Origin of the sequence: Pseudomonas kitaguniensis (assembly GCF_009296165.1) — a bacterium.
GTDB lineage: Bacteria > Pseudomonadota > Gammaproteobacteria > Pseudomonadales > Pseudomonadaceae > Aquipseudomonas > Aquipseudomonas kitaguniensis.
Map to the genome: position 1 here is coordinate 60,915 of NZ_VUAZ01000007.1, position 24,328 is coordinate 85,242.

The 24,328-nt window shown below is 60.3% G+C and carries 23 protein-coding genes; 13 read left to right on the forward strand and 10 right to left on the reverse strand.

Annotation, left to right across the window (positions count from 1 at the left end; all coding sequences use genetic code 11):
- Positions 1-143 precede the first annotated feature (143 nt).
- Complete coding sequence (locus tag F0169_RS01725; protein ID WP_058411969.1) at positions 144-557, forward strand: HPF/RaiA family ribosome-associated protein; 414 nt, start codon at positions 144-146, stop codon at positions 555-557.
- A gap of 81 nt (positions 558-638) precedes the next feature.
- Here the strand turns inward: F0169_RS01725 and fecA are convergent, their stop codons facing one another.
- The 3 genes from fecA to F0169_RS01740 all read right to left on the reverse strand — a co-directional run bounded on the left by fecA (position 639) and on the right by F0169_RS01740 (position 4,501).
- Positions 639-2,975 (reverse strand): TonB-dependent Fe(3+) dicitrate receptor FecA, encoded by a 2,337-nt coding sequence (gene fecA, locus F0169_RS01730; RefSeq protein ID WP_152745270.1) that lies wholly within the window; start codon positions 2,973-2,975, stop codon positions 639-641.
- Between the two features lie 99 nt (positions 2,976-3,074).
- On the reverse strand, positions 3,075-4,016 hold the full coding sequence (locus tag F0169_RS01735; protein WP_058411967.1) for a FecR domain-containing protein: 942 nt from the start codon (positions 4,014-4,016) through the stop codon (positions 3,075-3,077).
- Positions 4,013-4,501 carry a sigma-70 family RNA polymerase sigma factor gene (locus F0169_RS01740; protein ID WP_152745271.1) on the reverse strand — a complete coding sequence of 163 codons (489 nt, stop codon included), beginning with the start codon at positions 4,499-4,501 and terminating at the stop codon, positions 4,013-4,015. Before F0169_RS01740 ends, F0169_RS01735 begins: the two co-directional genes overlap by 4 nt.
- 183 nt (positions 4,502-4,684) lie before the next feature.
- Between F0169_RS01740 and F0169_RS01745 the strand changes: the two genes are divergently transcribed.
- From F0169_RS01745 to F0169_RS01765, 5 genes are read left to right on the forward strand one after another with little or no spacing between them, the layout of a single operon-like run.
- Positions 4,685-4,987 carry a DUF3649 domain-containing protein gene (locus F0169_RS01745; RefSeq protein ID WP_058411966.1) on the forward strand — a complete coding sequence of 101 codons (303 nt, stop codon included), beginning with the start codon at positions 4,685-4,687 and terminating at the stop codon, positions 4,985-4,987.
- Positions 4,984-6,558 (forward strand): PepSY-associated TM helix domain-containing protein, encoded by a 1,575-nt coding sequence (locus F0169_RS01750; RefSeq protein ID WP_152745272.1) that lies wholly within the window; start codon positions 4,984-4,986, stop codon positions 6,556-6,558. The genes F0169_RS01745 and F0169_RS01750 overlap by 4 nt, the downstream gene beginning before the upstream one ends.
- Positions 6,559-6,885 (forward strand): DUF3325 domain-containing protein, encoded by a 327-nt coding sequence (locus F0169_RS01755; protein WP_152745273.1) that lies wholly within the window; start codon positions 6,559-6,561, stop codon positions 6,883-6,885.
- Between the two features lie 7 nt (positions 6,886-6,892).
- On the forward strand, positions 6,893-7,471 hold the full coding sequence (locus F0169_RS01760; RefSeq protein ID WP_058411963.1) for an RNA polymerase sigma factor: 579 nt from the start codon (positions 6,893-6,895) through the stop codon (positions 7,469-7,471).
- Positions 7,468-8,445: a FecR domain-containing protein gene (locus tag F0169_RS01765; protein ID WP_172979297.1), complete on the forward strand. Its 978-nt coding sequence runs from the start codon at positions 7,468-7,470 to the stop codon at positions 8,443-8,445. The genes F0169_RS01760 and F0169_RS01765 overlap by 4 nt, the downstream gene beginning before the upstream one ends.
- A gap of 59 nt (positions 8,446-8,504) precedes the next feature.
- On the opposite strand, the gene F0169_RS01770 is transcribed toward F0169_RS01765, so the two are convergent.
- Both F0169_RS01770 and yejK read right to left on the reverse strand, forming a co-directional pair.
- Positions 8,505-8,855 (reverse strand): glutaredoxin family protein, encoded by a 351-nt coding sequence (locus tag F0169_RS01770; protein ID WP_058411961.1) that lies wholly within the window; start codon positions 8,853-8,855, stop codon positions 8,505-8,507.
- Positions 8,855-9,859 (reverse strand): nucleoid-associated protein YejK, encoded by a 1,005-nt coding sequence (yejK, locus tag F0169_RS01775; RefSeq protein ID WP_058411960.1) that lies wholly within the window; start codon positions 9,857-9,859, stop codon positions 8,855-8,857. Before yejK ends, F0169_RS01770 begins: the two co-directional genes overlap by 1 nt.
- Positions 9,860-10,255: 396 nt before the next feature.
- Between yejK and F0169_RS01780 the strand changes: the two genes are divergently transcribed.
- A complete protein-coding gene (locus F0169_RS01780; RefSeq protein WP_003188840.1) occupies positions 10,256-10,537 on the forward strand; it encodes an HU family DNA-binding protein in 282 nt (93 codons plus the stop codon).
- Between the two features lie 68 nt (positions 10,538-10,605).
- On the opposite strand, the gene rlmF is transcribed toward F0169_RS01780, so the two are convergent.
- The 5 genes from rlmF to F0169_RS01805 all read right to left on the reverse strand — a co-directional run bounded on the left by rlmF (position 10,606) and on the right by F0169_RS01805 (position 17,197).
- On the reverse strand, positions 10,606-11,628 hold the full coding sequence (gene rlmF / locus F0169_RS01785) for a 23S rRNA (adenine(1618)-N(6))-methyltransferase RlmF (RefSeq protein ID WP_058411959.1): 1,023 nt from the start codon (positions 11,626-11,628) through the stop codon (positions 10,606-10,608).
- 151 nt (positions 11,629-11,779) lie between these two features.
- Positions 11,780-14,626: a valine--tRNA ligase gene (locus tag F0169_RS01790; RefSeq protein WP_152745274.1), complete on the reverse strand. Its 2,847-nt coding sequence runs from the start codon at positions 14,624-14,626 to the stop codon at positions 11,780-11,782.
- 212 nt (positions 14,627-14,838) lie between these two features.
- On the reverse strand, positions 14,839-15,219 hold the full coding sequence (locus tag F0169_RS01795; RefSeq protein WP_152745275.1) for a DNA polymerase III subunit chi: 381 nt from the start codon (positions 15,217-15,219) through the stop codon (positions 14,839-14,841).
- A gap of 7 nt (positions 15,220-15,226) precedes the next feature.
- The gene (locus tag F0169_RS01800) at positions 15,227-15,655 is read right to left on the reverse strand and encodes a DNA polymerase III subunit chi (protein ID WP_058411956.1); all 429 of its coding nucleotides are present in this window, start codon (positions 15,653-15,655) and stop codon (positions 15,227-15,229) included.
- A gap of 51 nt (positions 15,656-15,706) precedes the next feature.
- Positions 15,707-17,197 (reverse strand): leucyl aminopeptidase, encoded by a 1,491-nt coding sequence (locus tag F0169_RS01805; protein ID WP_058411955.1) that lies wholly within the window; start codon positions 17,195-17,197, stop codon positions 15,707-15,709.
- A 284-nt stretch (positions 17,198-17,481) separates the two neighbouring features.
- On the opposite strand from F0169_RS01805, the gene lptF reads away from it, so the two are divergent.
- The 6 genes from lptF to era all read left to right on the forward strand — a co-directional run bounded on the left by lptF (position 17,482) and on the right by era (position 24,230).
- The gene (lptF, locus tag F0169_RS01810) at positions 17,482-18,600 is read left to right on the forward strand and encodes an LPS export ABC transporter permease LptF (RefSeq protein ID WP_058411954.1); all 1,119 of its coding nucleotides are present in this window, start codon (positions 17,482-17,484) and stop codon (positions 18,598-18,600) included.
- The gene (lptG, locus tag F0169_RS01815) at positions 18,593-19,672 is read left to right on the forward strand and encodes an LPS export ABC transporter permease LptG (RefSeq protein ID WP_058411953.1); all 1,080 of its coding nucleotides are present in this window, start codon (positions 18,593-18,595) and stop codon (positions 19,670-19,672) included. Before lptF ends, lptG begins: the two co-directional genes overlap by 8 nt.
- Positions 19,673-19,823: 151 nt before the next feature.
- Entirely contained in the window at positions 19,824-21,623 is a 1,800-nt protein-coding gene (gene lepA / locus F0169_RS01820) for a translation elongation factor 4 (RefSeq protein WP_058411952.1), read from the forward strand.
- 5 nt (positions 21,624-21,628) lie between these two features.
- A complete protein-coding gene (lepB, locus tag F0169_RS01825; RefSeq protein WP_058411951.1) occupies positions 21,629-22,483 on the forward strand; it encodes a signal peptidase I in 855 nt (284 codons plus the stop codon).
- Between the two features lie 162 nt (positions 22,484-22,645).
- Complete coding sequence (rnc, locus tag F0169_RS01830) at positions 22,646-23,335, forward strand: ribonuclease III (protein ID WP_058411950.1); 690 nt, start codon at positions 22,646-22,648, stop codon at positions 23,333-23,335.
- Entirely contained in the window at positions 23,328-24,230 is a 903-nt protein-coding gene (gene era / locus F0169_RS01835) for a GTPase Era (RefSeq protein WP_027604661.1), read from the forward strand. The genes rnc and era overlap by 8 nt, the downstream gene beginning before the upstream one ends.
- Positions 24,231-24,328 lie beyond the last annotated feature (98 nt).

Consider the following 24,328-nt stretch of genomic DNA (forward strand, 5'->3'; position numbering starts at 1 on the left):
AATTTGTAATGTGGGATTTATCTTTGCAAAGGGCTTGAAATGTTCTTCCGAGTGCTCAATTGTGTAATCAAGAGGTCATCGTTACACCGTACCGGTGTTGCAGTTGTGGCCTCTCGCGAGCTAGCTGAAATAAGGGAAGAACTATGCAAATCCAAGTCAATAGCGATAACCATATTGAAAGCAGCATCCGACTGGAGGAGTGGGTACGTACTACCATTGAGAGCACGCTCGAACGTTATGAAGAAGACCTGACCCGGGTTGAGGTCTACCTGAAAGATGAGAACGGCGACAAGCCCGGTCCTCACGATTTAAGCTGCCGCCTGGAAGCGCGGCCAAAGGGCCATCAGCCGGTCTCTGTGCTGCACAAGGCCGATACGCTTGAACAGGCGATCGACGGCGCCGCCAACAAGCTCGACCATGCGCTGGAACATCTGTTTGGCAAACTGCAAGGCAAGCCGCGCGCTGCCGGGAAAACCCAGCCGACCATCAAAGTCAACGAAGATGAGCTTGAACAGGAGTTTCTGGAAAAAGAACGCGCCGTGTTTAACAACGGATAGCTGACCGTTCTTTGATCCCTACTAAAACGCTCGCGATTGCAGGCCCGTTTTTGTTACAGCGGCCAAAAGCCTGGCACGCGGTTAGAACGCGATGGAGGTTTGCACGTACACCGTGCGCGGCTCGCCTACGTATTTGCCTTTGTTGTTGTCGTCGAACGAGCGCGTGTAGTACTGCTTGTTGAGGATATTTTTGACACCGACCGCCACGTTCAAGTCCGACAGCTGTGGGCCGAAGTCATACGCCGCGCGGCTGCTGAACAGCATGTAACCGGGGATGCGCCCGGTACTGCCGTCGGCACTTTCGGCCTGGGTGTTGGCGTTGTCGGCGAACTGGCTGCTCTGGTAGCTGCTGTCCAGGTTGAGCTTCCAGCGGCCTTCGGTGTAACCGACGCCCAACGTGCCTTTGTGCTTGGACGAGAAGGGCACGCGGTTGCCTTTGTTCGCGCCGTCTTCGCGGATGGTCGCATCGACGTAGGCGTAGGTGGCGTACACATCAAAACCTGCCAGCGCCGGGCTCAACCCGTCGAGCGCGTAGTTGATGCTCGACTCGATGCCTTGGTGGCGCGTTTCGCCACGCGCGATCACCGAATCGGTGGCCTGGTTGCTGTCGTACTGGTTGTCGAAGTTGATCAGGAACGCGCCGATCTCCGCGCGCACCGTGCCGTTGTCATAGCGCGTGCCGAGTTCCCAGGTGCGCGCCTTTTCCGGTTTCACTTCGTCGTTAGTCACGCGGTTCGGCATCTGGCTGTACTGCACGCTGCCGAACGAGCCTTCGGTGTTGGCGTAAAGGTTCCAGTCTGCGGTGAGGTGGTAGAGCACGTTCAACGCCGGCAGCGCGGTGTTGTAGTCGCCCTTGTACTTCACGTTGGTCAAGTTGTTGGTCTGCTGCGACTCGATCATCTCGTAGCGCACGCCCGGGGTGATGGTCCACTTGCCAATATCAATGCGGTCATCGACGAAAAACGCATTGGCCTCGGTGGCGCCACGCGTGTCGCGGTCGTTGCGGCTATTGGTGTCGGGCATTTGCTGGTTGGCAGTGATCGGCGTGCGGTAGCGCAATTCGTGGCCGGCTTCGTTGATGTAGCGGTAGCCGATGCCCACTTCATGGCTGCTCGGGCCGAGGTCGAAGCCTTGCGCAAAGCGGGTTTCCAGGCCGCGTACCCAGTACTCGCGCGGCGACAGCGAGAGGAAGTTGCCTTGGTCGAGGTAGCCATTACGCAAGGTGGTGGTGAAGAAGGTGTTGGCGGTGAATTCGCGGCGGTCTTCCTGGTAGCGGTAACCGGCGTTGAACATCGTACGGCGGCCCCAGAATTTGTCGTAGGGGCGAGTCGACTGGTACGGATCAGCCTTGTAGTCCTTGACGTTCAAGCCACCCGGCATATCGGCCTGGCCTTCGTAGTACTGCGCCATGGCATTGAAGCTGTTGGCGTCGTCCAGTTGGTATTTGCCCTTGAGAATCAGGTCGTCGATACGCGTGTTGCTGTTTTCACGCCAGTCGCCGCCACGCGTGCCGGAGTACAGGATCGCGCCGCCGAGGCCATTGTCAGCGGTGCCGCCGGCCAGCAGGTTGCCGGTGGTTTTAAAGCCGTCGTGGCTGGAAGACGGGCTGGTTTCAGTCTGCAAGCCGCCTTTGACCGTTGGCGCATCCGGGATCGCGCGGGTCACGAAGTTGACGATGCCGCCGACGTTTTGCGGGCCGTAGCGCACCGCGCCGCCGCCGCGCACCACGTCCACGGCGTCCATGTTGCCCATGCTGATCGGCGCGAAGGACAGTTGCGGTTGGCCATACGGCGCAAACGGCACCGGGATGCCGTCCATCAGCACGGTGGAGCGCGACGCCAGGCGTGGGTTGAGCCCGCGAATACCGAAGTTCAGCGCCATGTCATGGCTGCCGGTGCCGTTGTTGTCCGGTGCGTTGACGCCGGGGATGCGGTTGAGCACGTCGCGGGCTTGAGTGGCACCCTGGCGCTCGAACTCCTCGCGGCGGATCACGTCACGCGCGCCGGCGTGTTCGAACACGTTGGTTTGCGCCGCGTCGCCGAGCCAGTCGCCGACCACGCTGGAGGTTTGCAGCTCAAGGGTGGCGGGCGCGCTGGCCGGTTGCACGCTGTAGGCGTTGTCGCCCTCGGCGCGCGCTTGCAGGCCGGTGCCTTCGAGGAGTTTTTGCAGCCCTTCAGCGGTGCTGAAATTGCCCGACAAACCACGGCTCTGCAGGCCCGCCGTGACCTCTGAGCCGAACGAAATCAACACGCCCGACTCGCGCCCGAATTGATTAAGGGCGGCTTCCAGCGACGCCGGGGCGATGTGATACGGCTTGGCATCGGCCGCCATTACCGGCGGCAGTGCGCTGAGGCTGAGGCTGGCGCCGAGTAGCAGTTGGCGCAAGGTGCGGGCGAGAAGGGTCGGTTGCTGGGGCATTAAGGGCGGTCCTGAGAAGGAAGGATCAAGGTGGCTTTCCTTCTCTGTCACGCGAGGTGTGGAAAACGGCTCAGAGTATTTTGAATAAAGTCGAAAAAATTACGCGCGTGCCTGCACGGTCACCCAATAGCGGGTAAAACGCCGCACGTGAACCGGCAGGCTGACCTCCAACAGGTCGAGAATACGTTCGCTGTCGTCCAGCGGGTAACTGCCGGACAGCAGCAGGTTGGCCACTTGCGGGTCGCAGTTAAGTTGCCCGCGACGGTAGCGGCCCAACTCGGCCAGAAAATCCTCCAGGCGCATGTGCGCAGCCACCAGCATGCCGTCGCCCCACGCACCGCTGTTGGCGTCGACAGGGCGCGGCGTGTCCCAGCCTTTGCGGGTGAAATTGACCTGGCGCGCGGCCTCAACGCTCAGCGGCAGGCCGCTGTAGCGGTTGGGCATCACCTCGACGTGGCCGTCGAAAACCGCCAATTGGGTGTGGTCATTGAACTGGCGCACATTCAGCCGAGCCGCCTGGCTGCTGAGCAGGCCTTGGCCGGTCAGCACCTGCAGCGGCGCAGTGCCGGCGCGGCTGGTCAGCAATATCTCGCCTTCCAGCAGGCGGATAACCCGCGCGACGCCATCAAAATGCACGTCCACTGCGCTGCCGGTGTTGAGCTGCAATTGGCTGCCATCGGCCAACTGCACCTTGCGGCGCTCGCCGATGGGGCTGCGGTAGTCGGCGGTCAGCGGCGGCAAGATATGCTGCTGGCGCAGGCTCCAGGCCGCGGCAGAACCGGCGCCGAGAATCAGCATCAGCTTGAGCGCCTGGCGCCGGCTGCGTGATGTCGGCGCATTCAAGGCCGCATGCGCCAGTGGCGAAGGCATGCCACGCAGGCGCTGGTTGACGCGTTGTATATGGTCCCACGCGCGTTGATGTTCGCTGTGCGCTGCCAGCCATTGTTGCCAGGCCGCTTGCTGGCGCGGGTTGAGCGCGCCTTGCTGCATTTCCATCAGCCAATGCACGGCTTGCTCGGCCACCTGCGTAGAAAAATTCATAAGGCGAAGTAACAGCGCATGGCGGCTTTATTAAGGTGGCGCTTGACGGTGGCGATCGAGATGCCCAGTTCACAGCCAATTTGCGCGTAAGTAAGGCCGTCGAGCTGGGCCAGCAGGAACGCGCGCTTGACCAGAGCGGGCAGGCCGTCGAGCAGTTGGTCGAGCTCCAGCAGGGTTTGCAGGATAATCGCGCGTTCTTCTTCCGACGGCGCCACGTGTTCAGGGCATTGCGCCAAGGCATCGAGGTAGGCGCGCTCGAGGTCCTGGCGACGGTAAAAGTTGAACAATACGCGCTTGGCCACGGTGGTGAGAAAGGCGCGGGGTTCGATCAGCGTTGGCGTTTCGCGTGCGCTAAGCACCCGTATAAAGGTGTCTTGGGCCAGGTCGGCCGCGCTTTCCGGGCAGCCGAGCTTGCGTCGCAACCAGCCGGTGAGCCAGTGGTGATGGTCGTGGTACAAGACTTCGACGGTGTTGGACGGCTGCAACGCGATCACCCTTCGCCGCATGCAGGCGAGCATCGGCAGGTTTTAGAGAACAAGAACTGTTCGCATTGTAGGGCGCATGACCAGGTTCGGCAATCGCGCTTTGGCGGTGATTCATCCGTTCTCTTTTGCTTATGAGAATATTTATCATTAATATTGCGCGCTGACGAACCTGGCGCCTCCTGCATGAAAAGCAAAAGCTCACTGCCCGTTACCTACCGTCTGGCCGTTACGTCACGCGTACTGGCTGCCGTGGTGGGCGGCTATTTGATGGCTTCTTTGGCGAGCATTTGCCTGGCGCTGTGGCTGCCGGTCGCCCGTGCAGACGCGGTGGTCACCGGCATGATGAGTTCGTTTGTGTTCTATCTGCTGGCGGTACTTTGGTGCTTTGCCTGCCGCACGGCGTTGCGCGCCTGGTTGGGCGTGATGCTGCCCTGTGCACTGTTTGCGACTCTGGCGGGTGTGGGCTTGTGGATGGCACGCACATGAAAGAGGGCTTTCGTCAGGCCATGGCCTGGTTGCACACCTGGGCCGGTTTGATTTTTGGCTGGCTGCTGTTTGCGATTTTCCTGACCGGTACCTTGTCCTATTTCAAGGATGAAATTACCCACTGGATGCAGCCCGAGGTGCAGGCATACCCGTTGGACGATGCCCGCAGCCTTGCCGCCGCCCAAACCTATTTGCAGCAACAGGCGCCCAATGCCGCGCGCTGGTTTATCAGCCTGCCGGACAGCCGCACCCCTGGCCTGTCGGTGATGTGGCAAGACAAGGTCGACCCCGGCAAGCGCGGCGACTTCGTTCAAAAAGTCCTCGACCCGGTCACCGCTCAACCGGTCCAGGCCCGCGACAGCAAGGGCGGCGAATTTTTCTATCGCTTTCACTTCCAGTTGCAAATGCCTCACCCATGGGGCCGCTGGCTGTCGACCATCGCCGCGATGGTGATGTTTGTCGCGCTGATCACCGGCATCATCACCCACAAAAAAATCTTCAAGGACTTCTTCACCTTCCGCCCGCGCAAAGGCCAGCGTTCCTGGCTGGACGGGCATAACGCGGTGGGCGTGCTGGTGCTGCCGTTTCACTTGATGATCACCTACAGCAGCCTGGTGATCTTCATGAGCATGGTGATGCCGGCGCCGATCCTTGCTTCCTACGGCGGCGACAGCCGGGCGTATTTCAATGAGGTGTTCCCCGCTACCAACAACGCGCCGGCGCTGGGCCAGCCGGGTAAATTGCTGCCGTTGTTGCCGATGTACCAGCAAGCGCGCGAGCAGTGGGCGGGCGGGCATGTTAGCCGTCTGGTGGTGAATAACCCGAGTGATGTGAACGCCTCGGTGAATGTGCTTCGCGCAGGTTCCGACCGCGTGGTGAATGATTTCGGCAGCACCGTGTCGTTCAACGGCACCACCGGCGAATTGCTGCGAGTGAGTGGCGAACAATCGCTGGCGTCGGCCATCGGCGGCAGTTTTTATGGTCTGCACATGGGCCACTTCGCTGGCCCGGTGCTGCGCTGGCTGTACTTTATCTGCGGCCTGGCGGGCACGGCGATGATCGGCACGGGCCTGGTGATCTGGCTCGGCAAGCGCCAGCTCAAGCACGCTAAAACCAAGGTGATGCCGTTCGAGTTGCGGCTGGTGGAAGTGCTGAATATGGCCAGCATGACTGGGCTGATGATCGCCATCGCGGCGTTTTTCTGGGCCAACCGACTGTTGCCGGTGAATTTCGCCGAGCGCTCCGACTGGGAAGTGCAGGCGTTCTTCGCTGCCTGGGGCCTGAGCCTGTTGCACGCGGTGCTGCGTCGAGGTCGCCGGGGTTGGGTGGAGCAATTGAGCTTTGGCGCGCTGCTGTTTGTGTCGATTCCACTGCTCAATGCGCTGACCACCTCACACCACTTGGGCGTGTCCGTGGCCAGAGGCGACTGGGCCATGGCCGGTTTCGACCTGACCTGCCTGGCCAGCGGCGTGTTCCTTGGCTGGGCCGCCTGGAAAATGCAGCACCGCGCGGCGCCGCAACCCAAGGCCGGGCGCGCGCGGGCATTGACGCTCAAGCAAGAGGCGAACTGAATGCTGCTCGCACTGCTGATGTGCTACGCCGGGTTTGCCGCGCTGTGCTTGTCCACCGACCGCCATCACGGCGAGTTGCTGCACAGCACGTTATTGCCTCGCAGGCGCCTTGCGTTGCGCGTGGCCGGTTGGTCGCTGTTGCTGCTGTCGATCGCGCCGGCGGTGGCGGCCTCAGGCTGGGGCCAGGGCTTGGTGGAGTGGTGTGCGGTGTTGATGTTCAGCGCATTGCTGCTGGTGTTGCTGTTGCCGTATCGGCCAAGGTTGGCCTTGATGCTGGCGGGCGTCGGCCTGCTGGCCAGCCCGGTTGCGGCCGTCGCCTTATTCTGAGCCACCGATGATGATCAGCACGCCACCCGAATCCCAAGACAACCCGCACCCGGAGGCGGCCGGTGGGCGTGCGCATTTTTTGCAGGTGTTTTTGTCGCAGCGCTCGCAAATGGAAGCCCTGGTCAGCCGACGCGTAGGCTGCCGCGCCACGGCGGCCGACTTGGTGCAAGACCTGTTTCTGCGTTTTTGGCGCAGGCCATTGGTGCAGGTCGAAGAACTCAGCACCTATCTGTTGCGCTGCGCCGGTAACATCGCCATCGACCACTTGCGCAGCGAGGGCGCGCGCGTGCGCAGCAACGAAGGCTGGCTGCCCGAGCAACAGCACAACCAGGGTTGGGAGCCGCAGGCCGCGCTGGAGGCGGGCAACGATTTACGGCATGTCGAAGCCGCCTTGCGCAGTTTGCCCGAGCGCACCCGGCAGATTTTCCTGCTCAACCGCATCCACGGCCGCAAATACGCGCAAATCGCCAAGGCCATGGGGCTGTCCCAAAGTGCCGTGGAAAAACATATGATGCGTGCCCTCGAAGCCTGCAAGGCCAGCCTTCGCGAACCATCGCCCCCACGCACGCCAGGGAAAGCACCGTGAACGTTACCCCCACGCCCGCCCAGGAGCAGGCCGCACTCGACTGGCTGAGCTTGCTGCACGATCAGCCCAGCAGTGGCGACCAGGCTACGTTCAGCCACTGGTTGCGCGCCGACCCTGCGCACGTCGAGGCCTATGCACAGGCCCAGGTGCTGTGGGAGTTGAGCGAAGTGCCGGCGCGCAAACTGGCGAACGAAGAGGCGCTGGCCTTGCAGGGCTACCTCAATGCAATGAACCCCTCCAAACGCGCGCGTGCTGTGCGCTGGTCCGGTGCATTGGCCATGGCCGCCTGCTTGCTGGTGATGGTGTGCATGGGCGGCGGCTGGCAGCCGTCGCGCTGGGTCGATGATCTGGGCGCCGACTATGTGACGGCGCCGGGGCAAGTGAAAACCGTGACCCTGGCCGATCAATCGCAGGTCACGCTGGATGCCGACAGCGCCATCGCCGTGGATTTCAGCCACGGAGAGCGGCATATCCAACTGCGCCGCGGTGCCGGGTTTTTCAGCGTGACCCACACCGGCCAGCCATTTGTGGTCGAGGCCGGCAGCGGTGAAGCGCGGGTGCTGGGCACGCAATTCGAAGTGCGCCTGCAACCGGCCGGGGCTCAGGTGACCGTGCTCTCTGGTCGCGTGGGCGTGACGCCGTCCAGGCAGGGCCGGCAGCAAATTCTGAGCGCAGGCCAGCAAGTGGCTTACGCCGAAGGTGTCGCCTATGGCCTGCAAGCGGTCGACAGCGAATCACGCCTGGCCTGGCGTGATGGTTGGCTGAATTACTACAAAGTGCCGTTGGCCGAAGTGGTTCAGGACTTGGGCCGTTATTACCCTGGCCGCATCCTGCTGCTGAACGATGAAATGGGCGCCAAACGCGTCAGCGGCAGCTTTCCCAGCAAAGACCCGCAGGCGGTGCTGAATGCCTTGCAGGCCGTGTTGGGGTTTGAGCAGCACAGCCTGTTGGGCCGCATGATCGTGCTGCGCTAGGCAAAGGTCTAACGCGGTCGACTGCTTTCACAATTGATTTGCCGGGTTTCAAGAGTGGGTTACTTCAACGCCGCCATGATCGCTTCAGCGTTGAATTCGCGAATCAACGTGCCGTTCACGTCAACAAACGGAATGCCGCCGCCGCCCAAGGCCTCATAGGCCTTGCGCGCCTGGGCGTCCTTCTCGATGTCCAGCGCCTGATACGGCACGCCTTTCTGGTCCAGAAAGCGCCGGATCTGTTTGCAGTAGCCGCACCACTCGGTCGAATAGAGCACCACGCGCGCAGAGCTGCGCACCTGCTCCGACACTACCTGCGAGGGGTTGAACAGCCGCTCGATCTTGCCCCAGTTCTGGATAACCACCACCACCAGCAATACCAGCAGGACTTTTTTAAGAACCCCGCCGAGCATCAGTTACGGCGCTTGAGCTGGTCGGTCAGTTGCGTTGGCAAACCCTTGATGATCAACGTGCCGGCAGCTTCGTCGTATTCGATCTTGTCGCCCAGCAGGTGCGCCTCAAAGCTGATCGACAAGCCCTCGGCGCGGCCGGTGAAGCGGCGGAACTGGTTGAGGGTGCGTTTGTCGGCGGGGATCTCCGGCGACAGGCCGTAATCCTTGTTACGAATATGGTCGTAGAACGCTTTTGGCCGATCTTCATCGATCAAGCCCGAGAGTTCTTCCAGGCCCATCGGCTCGCCGAGCTTGGCTTGGCTGCTCGCGTAATCGACCAGGGTTTTGGTTTTTTCGCGGGCGGATTCGTCGGGCAGGTCTTCGCTTTCAACGAAGTCGCTGAAGGCCTTGAGCAGGGTACGGGTTTCGCCGGGGCCGTCGACGCCTTCCTGGCAGCCGATAAAGTCGCGGAAGTACTCCGAGACTTTTTTACCGTTCTTGCCTTTGATAAACGAGATGTACTGCTTGGACTGCTTGTTGTTCTGCCACTCGGAGACGTTGATGCGTGCGGCGAGGTGCAATTGGCCAAGGTCCAGGTGCCGCGAGGCGGTCACGTCGAGGTCGTCGGTCACCGCCACGCCTTCGCTGTGGTGCAGCAAGGCGATGGCCAGGTAGTCGGTCATGCCTTGTTGGTAGTGGGCAAACAGCACGTGGCCGCCGGTGGAGAGGTTGGATTCTTCCATCAGCTTCTGCAGGTGCTCGACCGCCGTGCGGCTGAAGCGGGTGAAATCCTGGCCGCCGTCGAAATACTCCTTCAACCAGCCGCTGAACGGGTGCGCGCCGGACTCGGCATGGAAGAAACCCCAGGCCTTGCCTTGCTTGGCGTTGTAGCTCTCGTTGAGGTCGGCAAGCATGTTCTCGATGGCGGCGGACTCGGCAAGCTCTGAGTCGCGGGCGTGGAGAACTGCGGGTGTGCCGTCGGGTTTTTTGTCGATCAGGTGGACGATGCAGTGACGGATCGGCATAGGCTTCTCGGCTGGTTGAAGGGGAGCGGTCGGCCTCCCCGAAAAGTCGCCCAGTGTACCGCACCCGTTGGGCATGGCACGCTTCGAAGGGCGTTTTGGGTGCCCTCTGACGGCCTATATGCCTTTTTTTCACGGTTTAGAGCGATAAAGCTGACCAAATGGGTATGTTGAGGCGGATATTTCCCCGTCTCTGTGCTAGTTTTGCCCCGTCTTACGCCAAGTCTCGGCGTTAAGCGTGCATTCAGCATCTGTCAGGTCGAACCAATCCCTGTTTCAAGCATCTATAACCCCGATCTCCGTGGTTATAGCCGGGGTTGCCAGGCCTTGATGGTCGGGCTCGAAGGCTGACACTGCACTCTGCAATCCATATGAATTTGATAGGGAAGGAACACCACAATGGCTATTACTAAAGACCAACTGATCGCTGACCTGGCTGAAGCAGTAGACGCACCGAAAACTACCGTGCGCGCTCTGCTGGACCAACTGAGCCAAGTTGTTGCTGACCAGCTGGAAAACGGCGGCGAAATCACTCTGCCAGGCGTTGGCAAACTGAAAGTGACCGAGCGTCCTGCCCGTACTGGCCGTAACCCTTCGACTGGCGCTGCCATCGAAATCGCTGCCAAGAAAGTTATCAAGCTGGTTGTGGCCAAAGGCCTGACCGACGCTGTTAACAAGTAAGACGCAGCAAAAAAAACCGTGCTCCGGAGCGATCCGGGCACGGTTTTTTGTTGCCTGCGATTTGCTGATCAGTCTTTGCGGGCCCAGCGCTGGCGCCACACTTGCTGCTCGCTCTTGGTCTGGAAGGTCCAGGCGACAAAGCGGCTTTGCTTCTGGCCTTGGGACATCTCGACGACCTGGCTTTCGAGGACACCGGCTTTTTTCAGCGCGATTTCGATGGCCGGCAGGTTGGAGGCTTTGGAGACCAAGGTGCTGAACCACAGCACTTTGTGCTGGAAGTGCGCGCTCTCGGCTATCAGTTGCGTCACGAAGCGCACTTCGCCGCCTTCACACCACAGCTCGGCCGATTGGCCACCGAAGTTCAGTACCGGCAACGTGCGTTTCGGGTCGGCCCGGCCCAGTGCGCGCCATTTACGCTCGCTGCCCTTGGTGGCTTCGTCCATGGAGGCATGGAACGGCGGGTTACACATGGTCAGGTCAAACCGTTCGCCCGGCTCCAGCAGGCCCAGCAAAATCTGCTTGGGATTGGTTTGCTGGCGCAGCTGGATGGCCTTGTTCAGCCCGTTGGACTGCACGATGGCTTTGGCGGCAGCCACGGCGGTCGGGTCGACTTCCGAACCGAGGAAGTGCCAGCGGTAGTCGCTGTAACCGATCAGTGGGTACACGCAGTTGGCGCCCATGCCGATGTCCAGCACCTTGACCGGCGCGCCACGCGGAATCTCGCCGTCGTTGACGCTGGCCAGCAGGTCGGCGAGGAAGTGCACGTAATCGGCACGCCCCGGCACTGGCGGGCACAGGTAATCGGCCGGAATATCCCAATGCTGGATGCCATAGAAGGCTTTAAGCAGCGCCCGGTTGAACACCCGCACCGCGTCCGGGCTGGCGAAGTCGATGCTTTCCTTGCCGTACGGGTTGAGGATCACGAATTTCGCCAGTTCCGGCGTGGTCTTGATCAGCGCCGGGAAGTCGTAACGGCCCTGGTGGCGGTTGCGCGGGTGCAAGGTGGCCTCTTTGCGCGGCGCGACGGGCTTGGCCGTGGCTGCGGTTTTAGGCTTCTTGCGCGAAGGTTTGGGCGTAGTGGGGGCGGTCATGTTAATTCTGGTGTTGGCTCAAAGTGGCGAGCATTGTCACACACCTGAGTCCAACAGGGTCAAATGTGGGAGGGGGCTTGAGCCAGTAATAAGCAGTACCGGGGCAAAAAAAAGAGACCCGAAGGTCTCTTTTTTCATGCAGGCTCACACCTTACAGGCTGGAAATCCGCGCGTATTGCTCGGCCAACTTGCTCAAGGCCTGTTCAGCCTCGGCCAATTTGGCGCGTTCTTTGTCGATCACTTCAGCCGGCGCTTTGTCGACGAATGCCGCGTTGGACAGCTTGCCGCCCACTCGCTGCACTTCGCCTTGTAGGCGCAGCATTTCCTTGTCCAGACGCGCCAGTTCTGCGCCCTTGTCGATCAGGCCGGCCATTGGCACCAGCACTTCCATGTCGCCGACCAGCGCGGTCGCCGACAGCGGCGCTTCGACGCCCGCTGCCAACACGGTGATCGACTCCAGCTTCGCCAGCTTCTTGAGCAGCGCATCGTTTTCGGTGAGGCGACGCTCGTCTTCGCGACTGGCGTTCTTCACGAACACCGCCAGTGGCTTGCCCGGGCCGATGTTCATCTCGGCGCGAATGTTGCGCGTGCCGAGCATCAGGCTCTTGAGCCATTCGATATCGCTTTCGGCCGCTTCATCGATGCGCGCTTCATTGGCCACTGGCCAAGGCTGCAGCATGATGGTTTTGCCTTCGATACCGGCCAGCGGCGCCAGGCGCTGCCAGATTTCTTCAGTGATGAACGGCATGAACGGGTGCGCCAGGCGCAGCGCCACTTCCAACACGCGCACCAGGGTGCGACGGGTGCCGCGCTGGCGTTCGACCGGCGCGTTTTCGTCCCACAGCACCGGCTTGGACAGTTCCAGGTACCAGTCGCAATACTGGTTCCAGATGAACTCGTACAAGGCCTGTGCAGCCAGGTCGAAACGGAACTGATCGAGTTGGCGGGTCACTTCGGCTTCGGTGCGTTGCAGCTGCGAGATGATCCAGCGGTCGGCCAGCGACAGCTCATAGGCTTCGCCGTTCTGGCCGCAGTCTTCGCCTTTATCCAGCACGTAGCGCGCGGCGTTCCAGATCTTGTTGCAGAAGTTGCGATAGCCTTCGACGCGGCCCATGTCGAACTTGATGTCGCGACCGGTAGACGCCAGCGAGCAGAAGGTGAAGCGCAAGGCATCGGTGCCGTAGCTGGCGATGCCGTCGGCGAACTCGTCGCGGGTCTGCTTCTCGATCTTTTTCGCCAGTTTCGGCTGCATCAGGCCCGAGGTGCGTTTTTGCACCAGGGTTTCCAGGTCGATACCGTCGATGATGTCCAGCGGGTCCAGCACGTTGCCCTTGGACTTGGACATCTTCTGGCCTTGGCCATCACGCACCAGGCCGTGCACATACACGGTCTTGAACGGCACCTGCGGCGTGCCGTCCTCGTTCTTCACCAAGTGCATGGTGAGCATGATCATCCGGGCAACCCAGAAGAAAATGATGTCGAAACCGGTCACCAGCACGTCGGTGGAGTGGAATTTCTTGAGGAATTCGGTCTGTTGCGGCCAGCCCAAGGTCGAGAACGTCCACAGGCCCGAACTGAACCAGGTGTCGAGTACGTCGTTGTCCTGTTGCAGCGCGATGTCTGCGCCGAGGTTGTGCTTGGCACGTACTTCGGCTTCATCACGGCCTACATAGACCTTGCCCGACTCGTCGTACCAGGCCGGAATGCGGTGGCCCCACCACAGTTGACGGCTGATGCACCAATCCTGGATGTCACGCATCCACGAGAAGTACATGTTTTCGTACTGTTTGGGCACGAACTGGATACGGCCATCTTCAACGGCAGCAATCGCAGGCTCGGCCAACGGCTTGGTCGACACGTACCACTGGTCGGTCAGCCACGGCTCGATGATGGTGCCGGAGCGGTCGCCCTTCGGCACTTTCAGGCCGTGGTCGTCGACGCTGACCAGCAAGCCTGCGGCATCGAAGGCGGCGACGATTTGCTTGCGCGCTTCAAAACGGTCAAGGCCGGCGTATTCGGCCGGGATCTTGCCGTCGATGCTGCCGTTCAGCGTGCCGTCGAGGTTGAACACCTGGCAGGCCGGCAATACAGCGGCGTTCTTGTCGAAGATGTTCAGCAGCGGCAGGTTGTGGCGCTTGCCGACTTCGTAGTCATTGAAATCGTGGGCCGGGGTGATTTTCACGCAGCCGGTGCCGAATTCAGGGTCGCAGTAGTCGTCTGCGATAATCGGGATGCGACGACCCACCAGCGGCAGCTCGACAAACTTGCCGATCAGCGCCTGGTAGCGTTCATCGTTCGGGTTAACCGCGACGGCGGCGTCGCCAAGCATGGTTTCCGGGCGCGTGGTGGCGACGATCAGGTAGTCGTTGCCTTCAGCAGTCTTGGCGCCATCGGCCAGCGGGTACTTGAGGTTCCACAGGAAGCCTTTCTCGTCGTGGTTTTCCACTTCGAGGTCGGAAATTGCTGTGTGCAACTTGGTGTCCCAGTTGACCAGGCGCTTGCCGCGGTAGATCAGGCCGTCTTCATGCAGGCGCACGAAGGCTTCTTTCACCGACTCGGACAAGCCGTCGTCCATGGTGAAGCGCTCGCGGCTCCAGTCGACGGACGAACCGAGGCGACGGATCTGACGGCTGATATTGCCGCCGGACTGATCTTTCCATTCCCAGATTTTTTCCAGGAATTTCTCGCGGCCCAAGTCATGACGGCTTTGGCCGGTGGCTTCGAGTTGGCGTTCCACCAGCATCTGCGTGGCGATACCGGCGTGGTCGGTGCCCGGTTGCCACAGGGTGTTGCGGCCCTGCATGCGGCGGAAACGGATCAACGCATCCATGATCGCATTGTTGAAGCCATGGCCCATGTGCAGGCTGCCAGTGACGTTCGGTGGCGGAATCATGATGGTGTAGGAATCGCCGGCACCTTGCGGGGCGAAATAATTCTCGGACTCCCAAGTGTTGTACCAGGAGGTTTCAATAGCGTGCGGCTGGTAGGTCTTATCCATGCGCGGCGGGACCCTAGTTGGCATTTATTCAGGAAAGCCGACAAGTATAACGGGGGATAGGGCGCAGGGCGAGGCGAAGACAGGGCTTAAGGTGTATGCGGGGCAAATGTGGGAGGGGGCTTGCTCCCGATGAGGGTGTGTCAGTTGATAAATCTGTAACTGACCCATCGCTATCGGGGCAAGCCCTCTCCTGCAGGGGATCTGTGTGTGGCTCAGGATTGGTATTGGCTGAGCAACCGTTCCATCCGCGCATCCAGCCGGCGCTTGATCTCGGTTTCAATGTGCGGCGCGAAGTCGTCGATCACGTCTTGCATGATCAGTTGCGCCGCCGCGCGCAGTTCGTTGTCCAAGTGCAGCAGCAAAGCGTCGGGCGCTTTTTCTGTGGCGGCTGCGACCGGCGCGGGTTCTACAGCCGGCGCGGGTGCAGCGGCCTTGCCACCGACCATCTCGAACAACAGCGGAATCTGTACATCAGCCTTCACCGAATCGGTCAGCAGCGGCGGTTGCAAGCCATCATCACCCAGCAACTGGCGGATCGACTCAAGGTCATCGAGCAAATGGTCGTCTTTCTTTTTCGGGTTGGAAGTGTCCATCGTGTACTCAAAGTCGTTGTAGCCGGTGATCTTGCAAAGAATAGCCCTGTTCGCGGTAGAAACGGAAACTCTCCCGCGCGGCCTGACGAATAGCCGGGTCTTCCACCACCACCTCTGCCACGCGCGCAAACGCCTTGGCAAAAGCCGGTACTTTCATGTCCAGGTTCACCAATAAGTCATGGTGATCGCCGCAGCTTTCGCCCAAGCCCAGTACCACCAGGCCGTCGGGTTCTGACTCGGCAGGGCCGTGGGGCACGAAGCTTTCGCCCTTGAAGCGCCACAGGCGTGCATCCAGCTCGTCGCGTTGGGCGCCATCGCTGCAATGCAGGTAGATGCGGTGGCCCATGCGCCAGGCTTTTTCGGTGAGTTTGCAGGCAAAGTCCAGGCGCGCGAGAGGATCGGCGCTGGGCAATATATAGAAGTCGACTTGGGTCATTGCGGTTCCTGAGGCCGGGGCAGCCTGATGGCCACCCCGGCATCATCAGTTTCAGGCTTTGGCGCGGTCCAGCAGGTATTGGGTCAGCAACGGCACTGGGCGGCCAGTGGCGCCCTTGTCCTTGCCGCCGCTGGTCCACGCGGTGCCGGCGATGTCGAGGTGCGCCCAGTTGAAGTTCTTGGCGAAGCGCGACAGGAAGCAGGCAGCGGTGATGGTGCCGGCTTTCGGGCCACCGATGTTGGCCATGTCGGCGAACGGGCTGTCCAACTGTTCCTGGTATTCATCGAACAGCGGCAATTGCCAGGCGCGGTCGTCGGCAGCTTTGCCGGCGCTGAGCAGTTGCTCGATCAGTTCGTCGTTGTTGCCGAGCAGGCCCGAGGTGTGAGCGCCCAAGGCAACCACGCACGCACCGGTCAGGGTGGCGATGTCGATCACGGCCTGCGGTTTGAAGCGCTCGGCGTACGTCAGTGCATCGCACAGCACCAGGCGGCCTTCGGCGTCGGTGTTGAGGATCTCGACGGTTTGGCCGCTCAAGGTGGTGACGATGTCGCCCGGACGGGTCGCGCCGCCGCTTGGCATGTTCTCGGCACACGCCAGGATGCACACCAGATTGATCGGCAACTTGAGTTCGAGCACGGCGCGCAGGGTGCCAAACACGCTGGCAGCGCCGCCCATGTCGTACTTCATTTCGTCCATGCCGGCGCCAGGCTTGAGGCTGATGCCGCCGGTGTCAAAGGTGATGCCTTTGCCGACCAAAGCGTAAGGCTTCTCGGACTTCTTGCCACCGTTGTACTGCATCACGATCAGGCGCGGCGGCTGGTCGCTGCCTTGGCCCACGGCGTAGAACGAGCCCATGCCCAGTTCCAGAATCTTCTTTTCATCCAGCACTTCGACTTTCAGGCCCTTGAACGCTTTACCCAGCGCCTTGGCTTGCTCGCCCAGGTAAGTCGGGTGGCAGATGTTCGGCGGCAGGTTGCCCAGGTCGCGGGTGAAGGACATACCGTTGGCGATTGCGGTCGCGTGGGTAACGGCGCGCTCGACTTCAGCCTGAGCAGCCTTGATGGTCAGCAGGGTGATTTTCTTCAGCGCACGCGGTTCGGCTTTCTGGCTCTTGAACTGGTCGAAGAGGTAGCCGCCGTCTACCAGGCTTTCGGCCAGCAGGCGGGTCTTGCCGTAGCTGTCGCGGCCCTTTACCACGATTTCGTCCAGCGCCAGCACCGCATCGGCGCCGCCCAGGCCTTTGAGCGTGTTGAGGATGCCGCTGATGATCTTGCGGAACGGGCGGTCGCCCAGTTCGGCGTCTTTGCCCACGCCCACCAGCAATACGCGCTCGGCTTTAAGGTTAGGCAGGCTTTGCAGCAGCAGGCTTTGGCCGACTTTGCCGGCCAGGTCGCCGCGCTTGAGGACGGCGCTGATCGCGCCGCCAGTGAGTTCATCCAGTTGCTTGGCGGCAACGCCGAGCGTGCGGCCTTCGCCGACAGCGACCACGAGGGTGGCGGTTTTCAACGTTTCGGGGCTAACGCTTTTTACAACCAATTCCATTTTCGGGTCCCTTATAAAGGTCTGAGAGCCTGGCGTTTGTACGCAGGCTTTAAAGCGTGGCGGCTGTGTAAACCGCCCGCGACAAAGGCCGCAGTTTGAACCTCGCCGGCGGAGCCTGACAACCCTTGCAGCACGCTTTATGCACGCGCATGAGCAAGCACCGTGACAGGCGCGGTCAATCACAGGATAATGCGCCATCTTTTTAGCCGGCCCGTGTAAATCGGGTCGACTCGGTATGCTTGCTTGTTTGGCCGCCTTAGCCTGACAACCCTGGAGTGTCTGGTTTGATCGTCTTCCGTTATCTGTCCCGCGAAGTCCTGTTGACCCTGAGTGCCGTGAGTGCGGTGCTGTTGGTGATCACCATGAGTGGTCGTTTCGTCAAATTCCTCGCTCAGGCCGCTTCGGGCGCCCTGGACCCTGGCTCGTTGTTCCTGATCATGGGCTTTCGTCTGCCGGGCTTTTTGCAGCTGATCCTGCCGCTTGGCCTGTTTCTCGGCATTCTGCTGGCTTATGGCCGGTTGTATCTTGAGAGTGAGATGACCGTGCTTTCGGCCACCGGCATGAGCCAGCAACGCCTGCTGGCCATGACCATGGTGCCTGCTGCCGGTGTTGCCCTGGTGGTGGCCTGGTTGAGCATGAGCCTGGCACCACAGGGCGCCATGCAATTCCAGTTGCTGCTGAACAAGCAGGACGCGATGACCGAGTTCGATACCCTCGAACCTGGGCGCTTTCAGGCACTCAACGACGGCTCGCGGGTCACCTACACCGAAACCATGACCGATGACCGCGCCAACCTCGGCGGCGTGTTTATTTCGCAGAAAAACCTCGGGCAGAACCAGAAAGACCGTGGCATTTCGATTCTGGTGGCCGACAGCGGGCGCCAGGAAGTGCGCCCTGACGGCAGCCGTTACCTGATCCTCGAACATGGCTACCGTTACGACGGCAGCCCTGGCCTCGCGGATTATCGGGCGATCAAGTACGACACTTATGGCGTAATGCTCGCCAGGCCGGAAATAAGCGAAGAGGTTACTGACCGCGACGCACTGCCGACCGCCTCGCTGTTCGGCAGCCAGGAACTGCGCTCCATCGCTGAGCTGCAATGGCGTATTTCGCTGCCGTTGCTGGTGTTTATCGTGACCTTGATGGCCGTGCCGCTGTCGCGCGTTAACCCGCGTCAGGGTCGTTTCCTTAAGTTGTTGCCGGCGATTCTGCTGTACATGGCGTACCTGACCATCCTGATTTCCGCCCGTGGCTCCCTTGAGAAGGGCAAGTTGTCGCCGACTCTGGGCCTCTGGTGGGTGCACGGGATCTTCCTGATGATCGGCCTCGGCCTGCTCTACTGGGAACCTATCCGTTTGAAAATGAAGAGCCGTCGTGGCCTGAAGGAGTTGGCCCGTGGCTAAGCTTGATCGCTACATTGGTAGCAGCGTTCTGTTCGCGATTCTGGCGGTGTTGGGCATTATTCTCGGGTTGGCGTCGTTGTTTGCCTTCATTGATGAAGTCGGCAACGTCACCGACACCTACACGGTCTCTGATGTGTTGAGTTTTGTGGCCTTGACCGCACCGCGTCGTCTTTACGACATGATGCCGATGGCCGCGCTGATCGGTTGCCTGATCGGCTTGGGCACCCTGGCCAGCAGCAGCGAACTGACCATCATGCGTGCGGCCGGTGTGTCCATCGGCCGTATTGTCTGGGCGGTCATGAAACCCATGCTGTTGCTGATGGCGTGCAGCGTGCTGATTGGCGAATACGTGGCGCCACCTTCCGAGGCCACCGCCCAGGCCAATCGCGCACTGGCGCAGGGCTCGGGCGATGCGCAAAGCGCCAAGCACGGCCTGTGGCACCGCCAGGGTGATGAGTTCATCCACATCAACGCCGTGCAGCCGGGCGGCCTGTTGATTGGTGTAACGCGTTATACCTTCGACAAAGAACGGCACATGTTGACCTCCAGTTTCGCCAAGCGCGCGCAGTACGCTGCGGGCCAGTGGCAATTGAGTGAGGTCACCACCACGTACTTCCGCAATGTTGGCCAGGGTACCAAGGCCAGCACCGAAGTGATCAACGTGCCGACCGAGCAATGGGACATCGCCCTCAAGCCTGAACTGCTGAATACGGTGGTGATGATCCCCGAAAGCCTGCCTATCTCCGGTTTGTGGAGCTATATCCACTACCTCAAGGACCAGGGCCTGAATAACGGTCGTTACTGGCTGGCCTTTTGGGTCAAGGTGTTGCAGCCGGTGGTCACCGCTGCGCTGGTCTTGATGGCGATTTCCTTCATCTTCGGCCCGCTGCGTTCCGTGACGCTGGGTCAGCGGGTATTCACCGGTGTGCTGGTCGGTTTCACCTTCCGCATCGCCCAGGACCTGCTCGGGCCGTCAAGTCTGGTGTTCGGGTTCTCGCCGCTGTTTGCCGTGCTGGTGCCGACGGGGATCTGCGCCGTGGCGGGTTTCTGGTTGCTGCGCCGAGCCGGTTGATACCGCGCTTATGAACAAAAAATGCCCCGCTCGAGAGATCGGGGCATTTTTGTTCTGGCAAGCAAAGATGACGTCTGGCCCGAGCATCAGGTACAATTCCCGGCTATTTTTCAGCGGGCAATCTGCCTGCAGCCTTTTTGAGTGTTGATCCGTGAGTGATTTGAGTCATATCCGCAATTTCTCCATCATCGCCCACATTGACCATGGCAAGTCGACGCTGGCCGATCGATTCATCCAGATGTGCGGCGGCCTTGCCGAGCGTGAAATGGAAGCCCAGGTACTGGACTCCATGGACCTTGAGCGTGAGCGCGGTATCACCATCAAGGCCCACAGCGTTACCCTGTACTACCTTGCCAAAGACGGCATCAAGTACCAGTTGAACTTCATTGACACCCCCGGCCACGTTGACTTCACCTATGAAGTCAGCCGTTCGCTTGCGGCCTGTGAAGGCGCCTTGCTGGTGGTCGATGCGGGCCAGGGCGTCGAAGCCCAATCCGTGGCCAACTGCTACACCGCGATCGAGCAGGGCCTTGAGGTCATGCCGGTACTGAACAAGATCGACCTGCCACAGGCTGATCCGGACCGCGTTAAAGAAGAAATCGAAAAAATCATCGGCATTGACGCCACCGACGCCGTCGAGTGCAGCGCCAAGACCGGCCTGGGCGTTGATGAAGTGCTCGAACGCCTGGTCAAGACCATTCCCGCCCCCACCGGCAACTACGAAGATCCGCTGCAAGCGTTGATCATCGACTCCTGGTTCGACAACTACCTGGGGGTTGTTTCCCTGGTGCGTGTACGCCATGGCCGTGTGAAAAAGGGCGATAAAATTCTGGTTAAATCCACCGGCAAGATCCACCTGGTGGACAGCGTCGGTGTATTCAACCCCAAGCACACCGCTACCACTGATCTGAAAGCTGGTGAAGTCGGCTTTATCATTGCCGGTATCAAGGACATTCATGGTGCGCCGGTAGGTGACACGCTGACCTTGAGCTCCACCCCTGACGTTGACGTGCTGCCGGGCTTCAAACGCATCCAGCCGCAGGTTTACGCCGGCCTGTTCCCGGTCAGCTCCGACGACTTCGAAGATTTCCGCGAGGCGCTGCAGAAGCTCACCCTCAACGATTCGTCGTTGCAGTACACCCCGGAAAGCTCGGACGCGCTGGGCTTCGGCTTCCGCTGCGGGTTCCTCGGCATGCTGCACATGGAGATCATCCAGGAGCGTCTTGAGCGCGAATACGACCTGGACCTGATCACCACGGCGCCGACGGTTATTTTTGAGCTGGTGCTGAAAACCGGTGAAACGATTTACGTCGACAACCCGTCCAAACTTCCAGACATCTCCTCTATTGAGGACATGCGCGAGCCGATCGTGCGGGCCAATATCCTGGTACCGCAAGAGCACTTGGGTAACGTGATTACCCTGTGTATCGAAAAGCGTGGCGTGCAGCACGACATGCTGTTCCTCGGCTCCCAGGTACAAGTGACCTACGATTTGCCGATGAACGAAGTGGTTCTCGACTTCTTCGACCGTCTCAAATCCACCAGCCGCGGCTATGCTTCGCTGGATTACCATTTTGACCGTTACCAGTCCGCTAATCTGGTGAAACTGGATGTGCTGATCAACGGTGATAAGGTCGACGCCCTGGCGCTGATCGTGCACAAGGAAAACGCGCACTACAAAGGGCGTCAGTTGACCGAAAAGATGAAAGAACTGATTCCGCGCCAGATGTTCGACGTTGCGATCCAGGCCGCCATTGGCGGGCAGATCATTGCACGGACCTCCGTCAAGGCACTCAGAAAGAACGTACTGGCCAAATGCTACGGCGGCGACGTAAGCCGTAAGCGCAAGCTGCTTGAGAAGCAAAAGGCCGGTAAAAAACGCATGAAGCAAGTGGGCAATGTGGAAATTCCACAAGAAGCCTTCCTTGCAGTGCTCAGGTTGGATAGTTAGGTCCTATGTCACTAAATTTCCCGCTGTTGCTGGTCATCGCTGTTGCCGTTTGCGGCCTCCTGGCGTTGCTCGATCTGGTGTTTTTCGCCCCGCGTCGGCGGGCTGCTATCGCCTCTTATCAGGGCAGCGTCAGCCAGCCCGATGTGGCGGTGGTCGAGAAGCTGAACAAAGAGCCTTTGCTGGTTGAATACGGTAAGTCGTTCTTTCCGGTGCTGTTCATCGTGCTGGTACTGCGTTCGTTCCTGGTAGAACCGTTTCAGATTCCTTCGGGCTCTATGAAACCTACCCTGGACGTGGGTGACTTCATCCTGGTGAACAAGTTTTCGTACGGCATTCGCCTGCCGGTGGTCGACAAAAAAGTCATCCCGGTCGGTGACCCGCAGCGCGGCGATGTGATGGTGTTCCGCTACCCAAGCGACCCGAACGTCAACTACATCAAGCGCGTCGTGGGCCTGCCGGGTGACGTGATTCGCTACACCAGCGACAAGCGACTGTTCATCAACGGTGAGTCGGTGGCCGAGAAATTGCTCGGCTCCGAGCCGAACACCTTGGGCAGCGCCGAGCTGTACCAGGAAAAACTCGGTGCGGTAGAGCACGAAATCCGCAAGGAAATGAGCCGCTACCGTGCCACGCCTGATGGCGAGTGGAAGGTGCCTGCCGGGCACTACTTCATGATGGGCGACAACCGTGACAACTCCAACGACAGCCGGTACTGGGATGACCCCAACATTCCCAAAGACCTGCTGGGCATGGTCCCCGACGAGAACATTGTCGGCAAGGCCTTCGCGGTCTGGATGAGTTGGCCGGAGCCCAAGCTCAGCCACCTGCCGAACTTCTCGCGGGTCGGGCTGATCAAGTAATACAGGCGGCGCTGTGAACACAGCGCCGAATGCTTTTATGGGGCTTGGACAAGTGTCCGACGCCTGCTGCACCAACCAGGATTTGAATTTGAACACTGCGTCAATCGTCGATGGCCGCCGGTGCCACCAACCCGATATGCATCAACCAGGTATGGATAAACCGTGACCGTTTCTCTAAGTCGTTTAGAGCACCTGCTCGGCTACACCTTCAAGGATCAGGAACTGATGGTCCTTGCCCTCACACACCGCAGTTTTGCAGGGCGTAACAACGAGCGCCTGGAATTCCTCGGTGATGCCATTCTCAATTTCGTCGCAGGTGAGGCGCTGTTCGAGCGCTTCCCTCAAGCACGTGAAGGCCAACTGTCGCGCTTGCGTGCGCGCCTGGTGAAGGGCGAGACCCTGGCCGTGCTGGCCCGTGGCTTTGGCCTGGGCGAGTACCTGCGGCTGGGCTCGGGTGAACTGAAAAGCGGCGGTTTCCGTCGCGAGTCGATCCTGGCCGATGCCCTTGAAGCGCTGATCGGCGCGATTTACCTCGATGCAGGCATGGAAGCTGCCAAGGCGCGTGTGGTCGCCTGGCTGGCTTCGGAAATCGAAAGCCTGACGCTGGTCGACACCAACAAAGACCCAAAAACCCGCCTGCAGGAATTTTTGCAGTCGCGCGGGTGCGACCTGCCACGTTACGAAGTGGTGGATATACAGGGTGAGCCTCATTGCCGCGTGTTCTTCGTGGAATGTGAAATCACCTTACTGAATGAAAAAAGCCGAGGTCAGGGTGTGAGCCGTCGTATTGCCGAACAGGTAGCGGCCGCTGCAGCACTGATTGCCCTGGGCGTGGAGAATGGCCATGACTGATTCAACCGCAACACGCTGTGGCTATGTTGCCATCGTCGGCCGCCCGAACGTGGGCAAGTCCACGCTGCTGAACCACATCCTCGGCCAAAAGCTCGCGATCACCTCGCGCAAGCCGCAAACCACCCGCCACAACATGCTCGGCATCAAGACCGAAGGCAGCGTGCAAGCGGTGTATGTCGACACCCCCGGCATGCACAAAGGTGGCGAAAAAGCACTTAACCGCTACATGAACAAGACCGCCTCGGCTGCGTTGAAAGACGTTGACGTGGTCATCTTCGTAGTCGATCGCACCAAGTGGACCGACGAAGACCAGATGGTTCTGGAGCGTGTGCAGTACGTCACCGGCCCTTTGATCGTCGCGCTGAACAAGACCGACCGTATCGAAGACAAAGCCGAACTGATGCCGCACCTGAGCTGGTTGCAGGAACAACTGCCGAACGCCCAGATCATGCCGATCTCGGCCCAGCACGGTCACAACCTCGAAGCGCTGGAACGCGTGATCGCCGGTTACCTGCCGGAGAACGAGCACTTCTTCCCGGAAGACCAGATCACCGACCGCAGCAGCCGCTTCCTCGCCGCCGAACTGGTACGCGAGAAAATCATGCGCCAGATGGGCGCCGAGCTGCCGTACCAGATCACGGTCGAAATCGAAGAGTTCAAGCAGCAGGGCAAGACCCTGCACATTCATGCATTGATCCTCGTTGAACGTGACGGCCAGAAGAAAATTATCATCGGCGACAAGGGCGAGCGTATCAAACGCATCGGCACTGAAGCGCGCAAGGACATGGAGTTGCTGTTTGACTCCAAGATCATGCTCAACCTGTGGGTGAAGGTTAAGGGTGGTTGGTCCGACGACGAGCGCGCACTGCGTTCGCTCGGCTACGGCGACCTGTAAGCACACCGCAGGGCAGAAAATGTGGGAGGGGGCTTGCCCCCGATAGCGGTGGCTCAGTTAACCAACAAGTGACTGATACACCGCCATCGGGGGCAAGC

What these genes read in the sequence shown, in the direction of transcription:
- F0169_RS01790 (WP_152745274.1), bottom strand. Translation starts at nt 14,626, where the DNA reads ATGGATAAGACCTACCAGCCGCACGCTATTGAAACCTCCTGGTACAAC.
- F0169_RS01750 (WP_152745272.1), top strand. Translation starts at nt 4,984, where the DNA reads ATGAAAGAGGGCTTTCGTCAGGCCATGGCCTGGTTGCACACCTGGGCC.
- F0169_RS01795 (WP_152745275.1), bottom strand. Translation starts at nt 15,219, where the DNA reads ATGGACACTTCCAACCCGAAAAAGAAAGACGACCATTTGCTCGATGAC.
- F0169_RS01800 (WP_058411956.1), bottom strand. Translation starts at nt 15,655, where the DNA reads ATGACCCAAGTCGACTTCTATATATTGCCCAGCGCCGATCCTCTCGCG.
- rlmF (WP_058411959.1), bottom strand. Translation starts at nt 11,628, where the DNA reads ATGACCGCCCCCACTACGCCCAAACCTTCGCGCAAGAAGCCTAAAACC.
- fecA (WP_152745270.1), bottom strand. Translation starts at nt 2,975, where the DNA reads ATGCCCCAGCAACCGACCCTTCTCGCCCGCACCTTGCGCCAACTGCTA.
- F0169_RS01745 (WP_058411966.1), top strand. Translation starts at nt 4,685, where the DNA reads ATGAAAAGCAAAAGCTCACTGCCCGTTACCTACCGTCTGGCCGTTACG.
- yejK (WP_058411960.1), bottom strand. Translation starts at nt 9,859, where the DNA reads ATGCCGATCCGTCACTGCATCGTCCACCTGATCGACAAAAAACCCGAC.
- F0169_RS01805 (WP_058411955.1), bottom strand. Translation starts at nt 17,197, where the DNA reads ATGGAATTGGTTGTAAAAAGCGTTAGCCCCGAAACGTTGAAAACCGCC.
- F0169_RS01725 (WP_058411969.1), top strand. Translation starts at nt 144, where the DNA reads ATGCAAATCCAAGTCAATAGCGATAACCATATTGAAAGCAGCATCCGA.
- F0169_RS01780 (WP_003188840.1), top strand. Translation starts at nt 10,256, where the DNA reads ATGGCTATTACTAAAGACCAACTGATCGCTGACCTGGCTGAAGCAGTA.
- lepB (WP_058411951.1), top strand. Translation starts at nt 21,629, where the DNA reads ATGTCACTAAATTTCCCGCTGTTGCTGGTCATCGCTGTTGCCGTTTGC.
- era (WP_027604661.1), top strand. Translation starts at nt 23,328, where the DNA reads ATGACTGATTCAACCGCAACACGCTGTGGCTATGTTGCCATCGTCGGC.
- F0169_RS01735 (WP_058411967.1), bottom strand. Translation starts at nt 4,016, where the DNA reads ATGAATTTTTCTACGCAGGTGGCCGAGCAAGCCGTGCATTGGCTGATG.
- F0169_RS01760 (WP_058411963.1), top strand. Translation starts at nt 6,893, where the DNA reads ATGATGATCAGCACGCCACCCGAATCCCAAGACAACCCGCACCCGGAG.
- F0169_RS01770 (WP_058411961.1), bottom strand. Translation starts at nt 8,855, where the DNA reads ATGCTCGGCGGGGTTCTTAAAAAAGTCCTGCTGGTATTGCTGGTGGTG.
- F0169_RS01755 (WP_152745273.1), top strand. Translation starts at nt 6,559, where the DNA reads ATGCTGCTCGCACTGCTGATGTGCTACGCCGGGTTTGCCGCGCTGTGC.